This window comes from Brevundimonas viscosa, assembly GCF_900116065.1.
In the GTDB taxonomy this organism is placed as follows: domain Bacteria; phylum Pseudomonadota; class Alphaproteobacteria; order Caulobacterales; family Caulobacteraceae; genus Brevundimonas; species Brevundimonas viscosa.
The window spans coordinates 696,734-712,355 of sequence record NZ_FOZV01000001.1; the positions used below are offsets into that span (position 1 = coordinate 696,734).

At 70.4% G+C, this 15,622-nt stretch carries 14 protein-coding genes; 9 read left to right on the forward strand and 5 right to left on the reverse strand.

Annotation, left to right across the window (positions count from 1 at the left end; genetic code table 11):
- Entirely contained in the window at positions 1–1,167 is a 1,167-nt protein-coding gene (locus tag BM333_RS03495; RefSeq protein WP_245777123.1) for a YihY/virulence factor BrkB family protein, read from the reverse strand.
- A 140-nt stretch (positions 1,168–1,307) separates the two neighbouring features.
- Between BM333_RS03495 and prmC the strand changes: the two genes are divergently transcribed.
- The 6 genes from prmC to BM333_RS03520 all read left to right on the forward strand — a co-directional run bounded on the left by prmC (position 1,308) and on the right by BM333_RS03520 (position 5,794).
- Complete coding sequence (gene prmC, locus BM333_RS03500; protein ID WP_092307320.1) at positions 1,308–2,201, forward strand: peptide chain release factor N(5)-glutamine methyltransferase; 894 nt, start codon at positions 1,308–1,310, stop codon at positions 2,199–2,201.
- Positions 2,202–2,211: 10 nt separating this feature from the next.
- Positions 2,212–2,616: a hypothetical protein gene (locus BM333_RS15585; protein WP_143105754.1), complete on the forward strand. Its 405-nt coding sequence runs from the start codon at positions 2,212–2,214 to the stop codon at positions 2,614–2,616.
- A 279-nt stretch (positions 2,617–2,895) separates the two neighbouring features.
- On the forward strand, positions 2,896–3,822 hold the full coding sequence (locus BM333_RS03505; RefSeq protein ID WP_092307322.1) for a DUF4167 domain-containing protein: 927 nt from the start codon (positions 2,896–2,898) through the stop codon (positions 3,820–3,822).
- A 98-nt stretch (positions 3,823–3,920) separates the two neighbouring features.
- Entirely contained in the window at positions 3,921–4,574 is a 654-nt protein-coding gene (locus BM333_RS03510) for a DUF4893 domain-containing protein (protein ID WP_092307325.1), read from the forward strand.
- A gap of 50 nt (positions 4,575–4,624) precedes the next feature.
- Positions 4,625–5,323 carry a DUF4893 domain-containing protein gene (locus BM333_RS03515; RefSeq protein ID WP_092307327.1) on the forward strand — a complete coding sequence of 233 codons (699 nt, stop codon included), beginning with the start codon at positions 4,625–4,627 and terminating at the stop codon, positions 5,321–5,323.
- Between the two features lie 69 nt (positions 5,324–5,392).
- The gene (locus tag BM333_RS03520; RefSeq protein ID WP_092307329.1) at positions 5,393–5,794 is read left to right on the forward strand and encodes an SPFH domain-containing protein; all 402 of its coding nucleotides are present in this window, start codon (positions 5,393–5,395) and stop codon (positions 5,792–5,794) included.
- Between the two features lie 6 nt (positions 5,795–5,800).
- Here the strand turns inward: BM333_RS03520 and BM333_RS03525 are convergent, their stop codons facing one another.
- Entirely contained in the window at positions 5,801–6,082 is a 282-nt protein-coding gene (locus tag BM333_RS03525; RefSeq protein ID WP_092307331.1) for a hypothetical protein, read from the reverse strand.
- A 5-nt stretch (positions 6,083–6,087) separates the two neighbouring features.
- A complete protein-coding gene (locus tag BM333_RS03530; protein ID WP_092307333.1) occupies positions 6,088–7,704 on the reverse strand; it encodes a serine hydrolase in 1,617 nt (538 codons plus the stop codon).
- 111 nt (positions 7,705–7,815) lie between these two features.
- On the opposite strand from BM333_RS03530, the gene BM333_RS03535 reads away from it, so the two are divergent.
- Complete coding sequence (locus tag BM333_RS03535; protein WP_092307335.1) at positions 7,816–8,214, forward strand: DUF6766 family protein; 399 nt, start codon at positions 7,816–7,818, stop codon at positions 8,212–8,214.
- 299 nt (positions 8,215–8,513) lie between these two features.
- The gene (locus BM333_RS03540; RefSeq protein WP_092307337.1) at positions 8,514–10,796 is read left to right on the forward strand and encodes an outer membrane beta-barrel family protein; all 2,283 of its coding nucleotides are present in this window, start codon (positions 8,514–8,516) and stop codon (positions 10,794–10,796) included.
- Here BM333_RS03540 and BM333_RS03545 read toward each other — a convergent pair whose 3' ends face one another.
- A complete protein-coding gene (locus BM333_RS03545; protein WP_245777124.1) occupies positions 10,797–11,444 on the reverse strand; it encodes a LysE family translocator in 648 nt (215 codons plus the stop codon). It abuts the gene before it with no gap.
- Positions 11,445–11,592: 148 nt separating this feature from the next.
- On the opposite strand from BM333_RS03545, the gene clpB reads away from it, so the two are divergent.
- Entirely contained in the window at positions 11,593–14,181 is a 2,589-nt protein-coding gene (clpB, locus tag BM333_RS03550) for an ATP-dependent chaperone ClpB (protein ID WP_092307617.1), read from the forward strand.
- Between the two features lie 113 nt (positions 14,182–14,294).
- Here the strand turns inward: clpB and BM333_RS03555 are convergent, their stop codons facing one another.
- Complete coding sequence (locus BM333_RS03555; RefSeq protein WP_092307339.1) at positions 14,295–15,245, reverse strand: DUF2971 domain-containing protein; 951 nt, start codon at positions 15,243–15,245, stop codon at positions 14,295–14,297.
- Positions 15,246–15,622 lie beyond the last annotated feature (377 nt).

Sequence of the window (15,622 nt, forward strand, 5' to 3'; positions counted from 1 at the left end):
CTACTTCGGCGGCCGGATCTTCCGCCGCAACAGCCGGTCCGACAGCGCCTCGGCGTGCTTCAGGGTGAAGGCCAGCGCCGCCGGGTTGCCGCGCCGCGGGCCGACGCTGTCGGCCATCACCGCGCCCCGCTCGCCGATCGGCATCGGCGTCCCGGTGGTGGTGTCGAGCGCCGTCTGGTGCTCGATCTCGGCGTTCAGCTCGGCCCCCATCAGGATGATCTGCACGCTCAGCCAGGTCCACAGCAGGAAACCCATCATCGCCGCCAGCGGACCGTAGGAAGCGGTGCGGACGAAGGTCTGCAGGTACCAGCTGAATCCGAGCGACAGGGTCAGGCTGAGCAGGGCGGCGAACAGCGCCCCCGGGGTCAGCCAGCGCCACCTCGCCCGCGCCCGGCACGGGCCGAAGCGGTAAATGACGGTCAGGGCCGCGACGTACACGGCCAGCAGCACCGGCCAGCGCAGCGGCGACAGATAGGCCCACTCCTCGGCCAGGCCGAACACGCCGAGCACCACCGGCACGCCGACCACCAGGCCGGCGGTGATCAGCACGGCGAACAGGCCGGACAGGGTGAAGGCCATGCACACCAGGTTGTACTTGACGATGTTGCGCCGCTCGACCTCGTGGTAGGCGACGTTCAGCCCGTAGAAGAGCACCTTGATCGCTCCGTTCGCCGTCCACAGCGACAGCGCCAGCGTCCACACCAGGGTGAAGGTCAGCTCGGTGGTCGAGTTCTCGGCCAGACGCTGCATCTCCCCGCCGATGAACTCCGCCACCCCCTGCGGCAGCACCGTATAGAGGAAGCTCAGCCTGCCCCACGCGTCGTAGGGATCGGCGAACAGGCCGTAGATGGTCACGAAGGCGGCCAGCGTCGGGAACAGCGACAACACCGCGAAGAAGGTCACCCCGCCCGCGACGAAGCCGACCCGGTCGCCGAAGTAGGAGGCCGCGACCCGCCACAGGATGTCGATCCAGCCCTTGTGCGGAATGCGCTCCGGCCGGTCGGCCAGCCGGCCGCGGCCGGGTTCCTTCGCCTCGAAATCCTCGGGAACCGGCGGAGCCGGCGGCAGCGGCTCCGGCCGCGGCGGCCGCAGCTCGATGCCGTACCTGTGCCCGCGGGTGTAGAGCAGGTGCGCGGCGCCGGCGCCCGCGGCCAGTCCTCCGGCCACGGCTCCGATCGCTCCCCAGAGGCCGAGGCCGGCCCTTCGTCCCGACTTTCCCTGCATCCGCGCGACAACGGCTGCGCTGGCGGCGCGTTCCAGCGGCGGCGGCGCTTGAAATCCGCCGCCGCTCGCGCCAAGCCCTCCGCATGACCGACGCCGCCGCCGCCCCGACCCTGCTCACCGCCTGGAAGGCCGCCCAGGCCCGGCTCAAGGCCGGCCGCATCGACAGCCCGTCGATCGACGCCCGCCTGCTGCTCGAGGTCGCGGCCGGCTGCACCCGCACCGACATTCTTACCGACCCCTATCGCACCCTCACCGCGGAGCAGCAGACGACGCTCGACGGCTACGTGGACCGCCGCCTGCGCCGCGAGCCGGTGTCGCGCATCCTCGGCCGCAAGGGCTTCTGGAAGATCATGCTGAACGTCACCCCCGACGTGCTCAGCCCCCGCCCCGACACCGAGGCCATCCTCGACGTGGTCATGCTGGCCTACGCCCCGCACGAAGCCTTCACCATGATCGATCTCGGCACGGGCTCGGGCGCCATCCTGCTGGCCACGCTGGCGGAACGCGCCGGCGCCCGCGGGGTCGGCACTGACGTCTCCACCGAGGCCTTGGCCGTCGCCCGCGAGAACGCCGCCAACCTCGGCCTCGACAACCGCTGCGACTTCCTTCGCACCGAGTGGGCGACCGGTGTGGCCGATCACAGCTTCGACCTGGTGGTGTCGAACCCGCCCTACATCCCCACCGCCGACATCGCCGGCCTCGACCCCGAGGTGCGCGACCACGACCCGCACCTGGCGCTGGACGGGGGTCCCGACGGGCTGCAGGCCTATCGCGAACTGGCTCCCGAGATCCGCCGCGTCCTCAGGCCCGGCGGCGTCTTCGCGGTCGAGATCGGCTGGGACCAGGGGCCGCAGGTCAAGGCCATGTTCGAGGCCGCGGGCTTCGAGGACGTCATCGTCGTCAAGGACCTGTCGGATCGTGACAGGGTGGTCACCAACGGCCCCGATCCGAGGACAAACCCCGTCCCCAAGATGTAGGGTCGCGGCCATGCGCGCCCTCGTCTTCCTCGCCGCCGCCCTTCTCGCCGGCTCCGCCGTTCCGGCCCTGGCCTGCCCGGGCCCGGCCGGCGTCGTCCGCACCATCTTCCCCGAACGGCCCGCCGACCTGCCCCCCGGGACGGAGGCCTTTGCCGGGCGCTGGGCGCCCGGAGCGTCCGAACCGCCGGCCCCGGGCTGGGGCGTCCCGGTCGGCTGGCTGGAGCAGGGCCACGGCCGACGGCTGGCCGTCTATTCGCCGGTCACCTCCTGCCACCACGACTTCCGTCGCGACTTCGGCGGGGCCGAGGTGTGGATCGTCGGTCGGCCGCTCCTGCATGAGGGGCGGGTCGTCGGACTGCGCGCCCGCGGTCGCGGCCGCAACGGAACGGCGGACTGGAGCGGGCGGCGCGGCTGACCGCCGCGCGAAAGCCTCTTGGAAACGCCACGATCCCGCGCTAAGTCTGTCTCGTCTCCCACCCAAACCGCACGCCCGGACCGCTGAAGGTCCTGCCGCGCGCGCGTCCAGGGCAGTGACGGTCGGGCCGGTCGCCCGGCGGACCACAGGGCGACGACCCGAATTCCGATCACATCGTCAGCGGGGATGGGCCCCGACCGAAGCGGAAGACGAAGACGGACGGCGCCGGGCGCACAACGCTCCGGTCCGCCCTTACCCACCGAGGCACGGTAGCGTCCGATGAGAGATTTCAAGGGCATGAAGCGTCAGCGCGGACGCAACAGGAAGCCGGGCGGCGGCAACGCCAACGCCACCAATCCGAACCGTTCGTGGGACTCGCAGGGCCCCGAGAACATCAAGGTCCGCGGCAACGCCCAGACCGTCTACGAGCGCTACATGCAGCTGGCCCGCGACGCCGCCGCCTCCGGCGACCGGGTTCTGGCCGAGAACTACACCCAGCACGCCGAACACTATTTCCGCGTCCTCCGCGCCCTGCAGCCGCAGCGTCCGGTGAGCGAGATCGCCCAGCGCGAGCTGGCCGGCCAGGGTTTCGACATCGACTTCGAGGACGAGTCCGGGGCCCAGGCGGCCGCGATCATGGCCGCCCAGCAGGCCGAGGCCGACCGCGCCGCCGAGCAGGAGCGCCGCCAGCGCGAACAGGACGAGCGCCGCGAGCGCCAGGGTCAGTCGCAGGGCCAGGACGGCGAGCGCCGCGAGTGGCGCGACCGCGACGACCGCGAGCCGCGTGAACCGCGCGAGCCCCGCGCCGAGGGCGAGGGCGGCGAGGCCCGCGAGGGTGGGCGCCGCGAGAGCCGCCGCGAACGCTGGGAACGTCGCCGCGAGGAGCGCAACCGCCGCTTCGAGACCGAACGCGGCGAAGGCGGCGAGGCCCCCGCCGCGCAGACCGACGAGATCCGCGAGGACGCCGCCCCCGCGCCGGCGGCGGAAACCGCGCCCGAGGCCCGTCCGGCCCGCGAACGCGGCGGCCGTCGTCCGCGTCGCGACGAGGCCGCCGACGAGACCCCGGCCGCCCTGCCGGGCTTCCTGACCCGGTCGGCCGCGCCCGCCGTCGCCGTCGAATCGCCCGCCGGCGACGCCGACGAGGCGCCGGCGCCGAAGCGCCGCGCCCCCCGTCGCAAGGCCGAAGTCCCCGCCGACGAGAGCTGAGCCGCGGATCCGCCCGCCCTGCGCGAGGCGGGTTGACGCGGACGGCCCCCGCCGGTCCAAGGAAGGCTGAGACACGCTTCAGCCCTTCGGGAGCGCCCATGCCTCGCCTGTTCCGAGTCCCCCTTCTGGCCGCGGCCGCCGCCCTGGCGCTGGCCGCCTGCGCGGCGACGCCCGCGCCCCCGCCGCCGCCGGGCGCGCCCGGCTCCGCGCCGGTGCTGCGCGACTGGCGCGGCATCGTCACCGCCCGCGACCGCGACCGTTACGAGCGCATCGGCGCCGCCTGGTCGCTGGCGCTCGAACAGGCGCGACGCCAGCCCGGCTCCGGCGACCTGCGCGGCCTCGGCGAGCTGATCGTTCCCGACGCCCGGCGGGCCTCTGTCGCGCCCCCGATCGGCGACTATCGCTGCCGCACCGTCAAACTCGGCTCCCAGGGCGGCGAGCAGGGCCTCGGCTACGTCGTCTACGGCTGGTTCGCCTGCCGCATCGAGCAAACCCCGAACGGTCTCAAGTTCGTCAAGCTGACCGGCAGCCAGCGCCCCGCCGGCCTGCTGTTCCCCGAGGACGACGGGCAGATGATCCTGCTCGGCTCCATGGCCCTCGCCTCGGAACCTGCGGCCAACTCCTACGGCCAGCGGCCCGACCGCGACTTGGTCGCGGTTCTGGAGCGGATCGGCGAGCGACGCTGGCGGCTGGTGCTCCCATGGCCGCAGAACGAGTCCAATCTCGACCTTATCGAGCTCGTCCCCGCCTGAACCGTCAGCGCCGCCAGCCGTTCCGGCAACGCCATCAGCCGGAGCCTGCCATGCGGACCGCAGCCGCCCTCGCCGCCCTCATGCTTGTCGCCGCCTGCGGCGAGCGATCCGGGCCCGGCGAGAGACCCTCGGCCCCGTCAGCGCCCGACGGCGTGGCGCCCCCGGCCGCAGCCGCGCCGGACGAGGCGGCTGACGGCGAGCCGGGCGGAACGTCGGACTGGCGCGAAATCGTCTCCACCGGGGACGCCTCGCGGCTCGGTCGGCTCGACCAGGCCTGGCGGCTGGCGCGGGCCGAGGCCGAGGACAAGGGTTTCGCGCCACAGGTGGAGGCGCTCGGGCCGCTGGTCGATCCGAACGCCGGCCTCGCCGGCCGCCTGCAGCCGGCCCCCGGCGCCTATCGCTGCCGCACCATCAAGCTGGGCTCCAGCAGTCCCGGCGGAATGGCCTTCCTGGAATACCCCTGGTTCCGCTGCACCGTCGAACTGACCCCGGGCGGCGACCTCGTGCTGACCAAGTCCACCGGCTCCCAACGGACCCGCGGCCTGCTCTATCCCGACAGCGACCGACGGCTGGTCTTCGTCGGCGCCCAGGCCCTCGGCGCCGACGAGGCCGGCTGGCCGACCTATGGCCAGATGCCCGAGCGCGACCAGGTCGGCGTGTTCGAGCGCATCGGCCCCGAGCGCTGGCGGCTGGTCATCCCGTGGCCCCGGGTCGAGGCCAAGCTGGAGCTCCTCGAGCTGGCGAGGTGACCCCCCGCCCTTGACCCCGCCGCCGCCCTTCCCGAGTCTGCCGTCGGATCGCAGTTAGGGGAGCATCACATGCGCGGCGCGGGATTCACCATCGGTTCCATCATCGGGCTCGTCGTGATCGGGGCGCTGATCCTGATCGGCCTGCCGACCTACAACGTCTATTCGAAGCAGATGGCCGGCAAGGCGGCCTACGAGCAGGCGGTGCAGGACCGCCGCATCCGGGTGCTGGAGGCGCAGGCCGCGCTGGACTCGGCTCGCCTCACCGCCCAGGCCGAGATCGAGCGCGCGAGGGGCACCAACGAGGCCAACCGCATCATGGCCCAAAGCCTCGGCGGCCCCGACAACTACCTGCGCTGGTCCTACATCCACATGCTGGAGGAGACCGCCGGCAAGCAGGGCCGCGAGGTCATCTACATCCCCACCGAAGCCGGCATGCCCATCCTCGAGGCGGGGCGGCGTTCGGGGCAGTAGCGGGCCTCAGGATCCGGCCGCGACGGGCGGTTCATCATCGCGGCGCGGCCGGCCGCCGAGCACGAGACAGGCCAGCACGACGGCCGTCAACAGAAGCGCCGGCGGCCACAGCAGGACGCCGAGGCTCTCCGTGGTCGTCGCTGCGTCGCGGACAAGGATGACCGCGAGGTAGCCCGGCGCCGCGCCGGCGATGAGACGAACCACCAGCGGACTTCGCCAAACGACCAGCAGCAAGGCCATCGCGAGGGCGACGATCACGAGGAGCGGGACGTAGCCGACGAAGAACACCGCGCTCAGACCCTCGTCAGCCGCAGGTCATGGAAGTCGTAGCTGAAGTCCGCGTCCGGGCTGACCGCCTTCATCGTCGCCGTGACCGGGCGGCCGTTCTCCAGCGCGAAGGTGACGAACACGTCCTCCTCCCGCTTGTCGGGGAAGCGGGTGCGCATCGTCTCCCCGTCGTAGGCCTCCAGCGGCCCTTTCAGGCTGGGCGTGCGGCTGAAGGCCAGCCACAGGCCTTCGCCCCGCCGCTGGATGACGATGTCGCCGTACCACGGATCGCGCCACACGCCGGCGTAGGCCTCCAGCGGCAGCGACGGCGGCGCCCCGGCCGCCTGCTTCGCGTCGATCTCCGCCGCGGCCGCGATCGATTTGGCGTTGTTCTCCGCCTCCAGCCGCTGGCCGTCGGCGATCCAGTCGAACCCGGCCTTGCCCATGACGATGTCGGCGATGCCGCTGCGCAGGGCGCGCGTCAGCATGCCCTCCTCGGCGTTGGTGAAGTAGCTGAAGCCGGCGTTGCGGCCCGGCAGCAGCACCGTACCCGAGACGAAGCCGGGCGCGCCGCCGCCATGGGTGATGAAGCGCTCGCCGCGATAGTCCATCACCTGCCAGCCAGTGGCGTAGGTCGCTGCGATCGACCGGCCCGGCATGTCCGGCGTCGGTCCGCCCGAGCTGGAGACGATGATGTTGGGCCGCCACATCTCGTTGGCCCGGGCCTCCGACCACAGCCGCGTCCCGTCCGGCAGCGCCCCCTTGTTCAGCTGCACCGCGATCCACTTCGCCCAGTCGACCGGGTGGGTGACGAAACCGCCGGCCGCCCCGGCCGCGCTCCAGTCCCAGACCTCCTGGATCGACTCCGCCAGCGTCTGCATCTCGCCCTGGTAGCGCAGCGGCGGCCCCAGCCGGCCGTGCGGCAGGGCCGAGCTGGCCGGGTCCGCCGCCGTCATCAGCGGCAGGGTCCCGGTCATGCCGAGAGGGGTCAGGATGCGGGTCTGGACAAAGTCCTCCCACGGCATCCCCGAGACCGCGGCCACCACCTCGCCGGCGACCACGAACATCAGGTTGCAGTAGTGGTACGAGGTGCGGAACTGGTCTTCGATCGGCACGTGCTCGACCGCCGCCATGATCTCCGCCCGGCTCCGGTCGCTGTTCGGCCAGAACAGCAGGTCGCCGGCCCCGAGGCCGAAGCCGATGCGGTGGCTGACGAGGTCGCGCACCGTCACCAGCTCATTCAGCTCCGGCTTCGACAGGCGGAACTCCGGCAGGTAGGTCCGCACCGGCTCGTCCCACTTCACCTTGTCCTCGTCGATCAGGATGGCGAGGGCCGCGCAGGTCACGGCCTTGGTGTTGGACGCGATGGCGAAGTGCGTGTGCTCGTCGATCGGCCGGGGGTCGCCCGACTTGCGGACCCCGTAGCCGCGGGTCAGCAGCGGCTGCCCGTCCTTGACCAGCGCCACCGAGACCGCCGGCTGGTCCGGCCAGGCCGCCATGGCCCGGCGCACGAAGGCGTCCACCTCGGCCGCCAGCGCCGCGTCGTCGGCAGGCTGGCGCGCCCGGGCGACGGCGGGCAGGGCGACGCCGGCGACCGCGGCGGTGGAGGCCAGCGCCGCGCGGCGCGTAAGGCGGATGGACATGCAGACGCTCCCGACAGTTCGCCGGCGACGCTAGCCCGCCCCCGTCGTCCGCGCCAAGCCGAAACAAACCGCTCCGCCGCGAGGTTTCCGCCCATCATCAGGAGCACGACCATGTGGAAGAAGTACGCCTACGCCTGGCTCACCCTCGGCTTCTTTGCCGTCTCCTTCGGCCTGCACTGGACCTTCGGCTGGTTCGCCTTCGCGGACGAGGCGCGCGAGCACGGCCACACGCCGGAACTGGCCGGCTACATGATCGAAATGAGCCGCGACACCTTCGAGAACTGGCAGTCGGAGTTCCTCCAGCTGCTCTGGCAGGTCGTCGGCCTGGCCTACTTCCTCTACGTCGGCTCCCCGTCCTCCAAGGAGAACGACGACCGCATGGAGGCCAAGATCGACGCCCTGCTTGAACTGGTCGGCGAGGATCGCGGCAAGGCCCTGATCGAACAGCTCGACGAGAAGCACCTGCGTCACCACGGCCACGCCCGGGTGCACGGGCACGGCGGCGACTAGCGTCGCCGCCGGCCTTTTTCACGAAAGCCTCACCCGCCGCTCATGCGTCTCAGCCGGGACGCGCCTTTCCTCGATCTCCACAGCGACGGCCCCGCGAGGGAGAGGCGATGGAAATGTGCGAACTGACAGCGACTGCCTGCAGCGGACTCAGGTTACAGCCCTGCCCGCCCAAGCGGGAACATGAAAAAGAAGTAATCGTGCATGGAGAAGAAGTAACTGTGTGGCCGGCCGGAGCGCTGATACGCGCTTTCAGGGGGCCGCATTTCGCCGGCCATGTCTTCTCGCAAGGTCGACCGCTCGTGACTTCTTTCCGGACCCTTCTACTCGGCGGCGTGGCGCTGGTCCTTCTCGCCCCGCCGGCGCTGGCGCAGACCGCCCCGGCGCAGCAGACCCCGCCGCCGCCGGCGTCGCAGCCCGCTCCCGCCGAACCGGCCGAGGAAACTGACGAGGACGGGGAGGCCGAAGTCGAGGCTGAGGCTGAGGCCGAGGAGGCCACCGCCCTCGGCGTCGTGGAGGTGACGGGGCGCGCGACCGATGTCCGCACCTCGATCGACTCGGTCAGCTACAGTCTCGCCGACGACCTGCAGGCCGCGACGGGCACCCTGGCCGAGGCGCTGCGCAACATCCCTTCGGTGGAGGTCGACCCCGACGGAAACATCAGCCTGCGCGGCGACGCCAACGTCACCATCCTCGTGGACGGGCGGCCCTCGACCCAGTTCAACGGGCCCAGCCGCGGCCAGATGGTGCTGCAGATTCCGGCCAGCCAGTACGCCCGCATCGAGGTGATGACCAACCCGTCCGCCGCTTACAGCCCCGAGGGCTCGGGCGGGGTGATCAACCTGATCTCCAGGCCGAACGCGGTGCGGCAGGGCAATACGACCACCGGCTCGGTGCGCGCCAATGTCGGCGACGCCGGCCGCTGGAACCTGGGCGGCAACGTCGCCCATGTGATCGGCAAGACCACCCTCACGGCCGATGTCGGCGTCCGCCACGACGGCTTCCTGCAGGAGATCGAGCGGCAGCGCACCCGCTTCGACGCCGGCTCGGGCCAGTTCCTCGAGTCGCGCCAGACCCAGGAGGTCGACGGCGCCTCGGACGTCGTCTTCGTGCGTCTCGCGGCCGAGCACAATCTGGACGACAGGACCCAGCTGGTCGGCGAGCTGCGCCACACCGACGTCGAGAGCCTTGCCGAGGCCGTCGATCTCTACGAGGCGGACGACGCCCTGGGCGGCATTGCGGCGGCCTATCGTCGGGACTCCAGCGGCGGCTTCCTCGGCCAGTTCTCCGGGGCCACCGCCCGCGTGCTGCGCCGGTTCGACGACGCCGGCCACGAGTGGTCCAACGAGGTCCGCTTCGACCGCAATCGCTTCACCTTCGGCTTCGACACCGTCGTCGACCAGCAGACCCCGCCCGCGCCCCTGTTCTACGAAGAGGTCGAGAACAGGAACCGCCAGGACATTCTCGGGATCACCAGCGCCTACGTCCGCCCGATGGCCGACGGCGGCCGGCTGCGCCTCGGCTACGAGCTGCAGGCGCTGGACGTCGCGCTCGACAACGCCTTCTCGCGCGGCCCGGCCCCGGGCCTCCTCGTTCCGGACCCGCTGGTCTCCAACGAGTTCCACGTCGACCAGGCCGTGCACGCCCTCTACGCCACCTGGGAGAAGCCGTTCGGCGAGAAGCTGTCGGCCCAGTTCGGCCTGCGGCTGGAGCAGGCGAACATCGACCTCGACCAGGTCACCACCAACATCCAGTCGTCCAACGACTATTTCCGCGCCTATCCGACGCTCCACCTGTCGTACACCCTGTCCGAGGGCCAGACCCTGCGCGGCAGCTACAGCCGGCGCATCCAGCGGCCCGGCCCTCAGGAGCTGAACCCGTTCCTGACCTATCAGGACAACCTCAACTACCGCTCGGGCAATCCCGACCTGCTGCCGCAGGAGACCGACTCTTTCGAGCTGTCGTGGCAGAAGCGGGTCCAGCAGACCTTCTACCAGGCCACCCTCTACCATCGCGACACCCGGGACGCCTTCACCCAGGTGACCACCGACATCGGCGGCGGCGTTTTCCTGACCCGGCCCGAGAACCTCGGCTCCAGCCGGTCGAGCGGGATCGAACTGGTCGCCAACGGCGCCCTGCACCCGACCCTGCGCTACAACGCCAGCATCAACGCCTTCCGCCAGGAGATCGACGCCGCCGGCATCCCCGGCGCCGCCGACCGCGAGGGCGAGAGCGTCTCCGGCCGCCTGACTCTCAACTGGCAACCGACTCCCGACGACTTCCTGCAGGTGTCCGGCATCTGGAGCGGCGACCAGCTTCTCGCCCAGGGCGTCCGCGAGACCGCCCAGCTGGTCAACCTCGGCTACCGCCGCAAGCTCAACCGCGACTGGTCGCTGCAGGTCACCGTCCGCGACCTGTTCGACGAGTTCGGCGCGACCAGCACCCTCGAAACCCCGACCTTCACAGACCGCACCAGCCAGACCTTCGGCGGCCGCGCGGCCTACATCGGCGTCACCTGGAGCTTCGGCTCGGGTCAGCGACGGCCCGAGCAGTTCGACTTCTCCGCTCCCACCACGGGCGGCTGATCAGAGACGCGTCTCCCACGCCATCCACACGGCCACGGCGGCGATGCCCAGCGCCATCGCCGCCCGCATCCGCCGTCCCTGCATCCGCCGCAGCACCGGCCCGCGCGCGCCCGCCGCGCCCGCCACGATCAGCGCGTGGATCGCGACCGCGACGGCCAGATGCAGGCCGCCCAGCACCAGCGCCTGGGTCAGCGGCGACCCGCGCTCCGGCCGCATGAAGGTCGGCAGCAGGGCGACATAGAACAGCGCCGCCTTGGGATTGAGCAGATTGCCGGTCATGCCGCGCAGGAACAGCCGCAGGCTCGAGTGGTGATCGACCCCGTCGGCCTCCGCCGGATCGCCGTCGCCGCGCCACGCCTCCCACGCCAGCCAGAGCAGGAACAGCACGCCGGCCCAGCGGATGATCTGATAGATCGGCGGCCAGGCGATCAGCGCCTGGGTCAGGCCGAAGGCGGCGGCCAGCATCCACGCTCCCAGCCCGACCGTGATCCCCGCCACCGCCGCGAAGCCCGCCGCCCGCCCGCGGTCCAGCGAGACCAGCGCCAACCAGCCCATGTTCGGCCCCGGCGTCAGCTCGACGAGGGCCACGGCGATCAGGAACGGCAGGAGCACGCCGGGATCGACCGGCCAGGCGGAATGGGGGATCACGGACGCCTCCTCGCGCCGATCCTAGGCGTTCCGCTTCCGGCCCGTCACCCCCTTGTGTGACCCGATCGCCACACCCAGATTTGCGTCATCTCAAGACGCCGCCGCTCCCGGGGCGTCAGGGTGTCTATCCGCCTGACAGGGGATGTCCGTGAACCTCGATCTCTACTCCGACCGCGCCAAACAGGCCGTCCAGTCGGCCCAGTCGCTGGCCCTCGCCCGCCGCCACCAGCAGTTCGCCCCCGAGCACCTGCTCAAGGTGCTGCTCGAGGAGCGCGACGGCCTCGCCCGCAATCTGATCAGCGCCGCCGGCGGCGACGCGGCGAAGGCCGAACAGGCCGTCGAGACCGCCCTGCAGAAGCGCGCCCAGGTCACCGGCGGCTCGGGCCAGCTCTACCTCGACGGCGACACCGCCCGCGTCTTCTCGGCCGCCGAGGCCCAGGCGAAGAAGGCCGGCGACGCCTTCGTCACCACCGAGCGCCTGCTCTGGGCCATTGCGAAGGAGGGCGGCGTCGCCGCCACCGTGCTGGCCTCGGTCGGCGCCGCGCCGGAGAAGCTCGAGTCCGCCATCGCCGAGGTGCGCAAGGGCAAGACCGCCGACTCCGCCGCCGCCGAGGATGCCTACGACGCGCTGAAGCGCTACGCCCGCGACCTGACCCAGGCCGCCCGCGACCAGAAGATCGACCCGGTCATCGGCCGCGACGAGGAGATCCGCCGCACCATCCAGGTGCTGGCCCGCCGCACCAAGAACAACCCCGTGCTGATCGGCGAGCCCGGCGTCGGCAAGACCGCCATCGTCGAGGGCTTGGCCCTGCGCATCGTCAACGGCGACGTGCCCGAGAGCCTCAAGGACAAGAAGGTCATGGCGCTGGACATGGGCGCCCTGATCGCCGGCGCGAAATATCGCGGCGAGTTCGAGGAGCGGCTCAAGGCGGTGCTCAACGAGGTGGCCGCGGCGGAAGGCGGCATCGTCCTGTTCATCGACGAGATGCACACCCTCGTCGGCGCCGGCAAGACCGACGGCGCCATGGACGCCTCCAACCTGCTCAAGCCCGCCCTGGCCCGCGGCGAGCTGCACTGCGTCGGCGCCACCACGCTGGATGAGTACCGCAAGCACGTCGAGAAGGACGCCGCCCTGGCCCGCCGCTTCCAGCCGGTCATGGTCGAGGAGCCTTCGGTCGAGGACACCGTCTCGATCCTCCGTGGACTGAAGGAGAAGTACGAGGTCCACCACGGGGTGCGCATCGCCGACGGCGCCATCGTGGCCGCCGCCACCCTCAGCAACCGCTACATCACCGACCGCTTCCTGCCCGACAAGGCCATCGACCTGATCGACGAGGCCGCCAGCCGGGTGCGCATGGCCGTCGACTCCAAGCCCGAGGCGCTCGACGAGATCGACCGCCGCCTCGTCCAGCTCAAGATCGAGCGCGAGGCCCTGAAGAAGGAGACCGACACGGCCTCCAAGGCCCGGCTCGAAAAGCTTGAGGACGAGATCGCCGAACTGGAGGGCGAGAGCGAGGATCTCACCGCCCGCTGGAAGGCCGAAAAGGAAAAGGTCGGTCAGGGCGCCCAGCTGCGCGAGACCCTCGACCGCCTGCGCGCCGAACTGGCCGCCGCCCAGCGCGCCGGCGACCTCGGCCGCGCCTCCGAGATCGCCTACGGCCAGATCCCACAGATCGAGAAGCAGCTGGCCGAGGCCGAGGCCAACGAGGCCGACAAGTCCGGCCCGCTGACGCCAGAAGTGGTCGACGCCGAACAGATCGCCGCCGTCGTCAATCGCTGGACCGGCGTCCCGGTCGACAAGATGCTGGAGGGCGAGCGCGAGAAGCTGCTCAAGATGGAGGACGCCCTTCGCGCCCGCGTCGTCGGCCAGGACGAGGCCCTCGTCGCCGTCTCCGACGCGGTGCGCCGCGCCCGCGCCGGCCTCAACGACCCCAACCGCCCGCTCGGCTCCTTCCTGTTCCTCGGCCCGACGGGCGTCGGCAAGACCGAGCTGACCAAGGCGCTGGCCGAATTCCTGTTCGACGACGAGGCCGCCATCACCCGCCTCGACATGTCCGAATACATGGAGAAGCACTCGGTCAGCCGCCTGATCGGCGCGCCCCCCGGCTACGTCGGCTACGACGAGGGCGGCGCCCTGACCGAGGCGGTCCGTCGCCGCCCCTATCAGGTCGTGCTGTTCGACGAGGTCGAGAAGGCCCACCCCGACGTCTTCAACACCCTGCTGCAGGTGCTCGACGACGGCCGCCTCACCGACGGCCAGGGCCGCACCATCGACTTCCGCAACACCCTGATCATCATGACCTCCAACCTCGGTTCGGAGTTCCTGGCCGCCCAGGGCGAAGGCGACGACGTGGAGGCCGCGCGCCCCATGGTCATGGATGCCGTCCGCGCCCACTTCCGCCCCGAGTTCCTCAACCGCATCGACGAGATCGTCCTCTTCCAGCGCCTCGGCCGCAACCAGATGGCCGGCATCGTCCGCATCCAGCTGGCGAGGTTCGAGAAGCTGCTGGCCGACCGCCGGTTGACGCTGGCGCTGGACGATGCGGCCGCCGCCTGGCTCGCCGACAAGGGCTACGACCCGGTCTACGGCGCCCGGCCGCTCAAGCGCGTCATCCAGAAGGAGCTGGTCGACCCGATCGCGCGCAAGCTGCTGGCCGGCGAGATCGAGGACGGGTCGGTGATCGCGGTGTCAGCCGGCGAGGGCGGGCTGGAGATCGGGAAGGCGCGGGTGCACTAACACCTCCCTTTCCATTCCGGGCCGCGCAAGCGGAGACGGGATCGGGAATGTGGAGCGGACAAGACGCTTAAGCTTCGACTATCTCGGACTAGAGCCAGTGGGGTTGCACCGCCTCAGCGAAGCGGGATGTCAGATATTACCACGCGAGAGCGGGCGTCCTCCGTCCCAGCGCCTTCTAGCAGCCTAACGAATGCATCGCGCATCGACCAAGCGTCCACGGCCGGCCCGATGATTATGCGGTCTATAAGTTCTGGGACCTCGGCCCCTACAAACCCTTCCTCGGGGTAGTTTCTCAGAGGAATCTTGTGAACACACTGCGGGACGCCTCGCACCACTTCCACATTCGATGGTAGCCGATCAGTCGCCTCTAGTGCGGGTGTGTGGATGATCCTCCACTCACGTTCCTCGTGGAACCCTGGGTGCTTGGTGCAGACAGTAGAGAACCGCATCATCTGAAAGACCGCGTCTATCACGCTCTCTTGTCCAAGGTGGCGCCACAACTCGCGGCTGTTCGCGATGTTGTCGCTGATCAGGCCGAACTCCCGTTCGAACTGTGCATTGCTGAGGTAGGCAACGGGACTCGTGTAAGCTCGAATGGCATCGCTCGCTGTAGCGAAAGCCGTACTGTTTAACACAATAGCGACGCCGGCAGTTGATCCGTAAGCACGCCACATAGATAGCCGGCCGATATCGTCTTCATTGGTGTCATGCTCTGAGATGCAAGTAACATAGGTTTCTCCCCGAAATGCGGGCAGCCAAAGATTGAAGCGCTTCTCAAGCTCATCGCATGTTCCAGGGAATTCCTCATCCAAAGCGGTCTTCATCTTGGTTGCCGCTTCGCTCTTGTAGGCGGCGTTTAGGCACTCGAACCCGTACTCCACCTCCATGTAGTCGTTCATGGTTGTCGTGCGGCGCATCCAAACTTCCCGATTCTGAATTATTCGAACTGCGGCCTCGGCGGTGGTGTAGTGTACGAACCGGGTTTTGCCACTTCGTACGTCGTTCTGCTTCTTCGTGGCGTACGGGAAGAAGAGGCCCGCCAGCTGTTCGTCTATGTCGTCCATAGAACAACGATAGATCGAGTCGGGAGTGGCGTCGCCTAGGCACCGGGCGGATGTCCCCACCCCTTGCAAGCCAGCCTGCCGGTCGGTCGGAGGGAGTCAAGGACGCGCCCGTGCGGGCGCGCCGCGGCGCGGGGGCCGCAGGCCCTCCTTGACGCCCTCCGCCCCGCCCGGCGACGATTCCGGCGAGGGGAGGGGCGCACACACTGAACCTTCTCCCTGTGGGAGAAGGTGGCCCGAAGGGCCGGATGAGGGTCGGCTGGTCCCTTCGGCGTGAGCCGCCGCGCCGCTCGCGCCGCTGACGTTCTGAGAAACCCGACCCTCACCCTTTCGCGCAGCCGCTCGCTTCGCTCGCGGGCGCTCAAGCCCTCTCCCGCTGG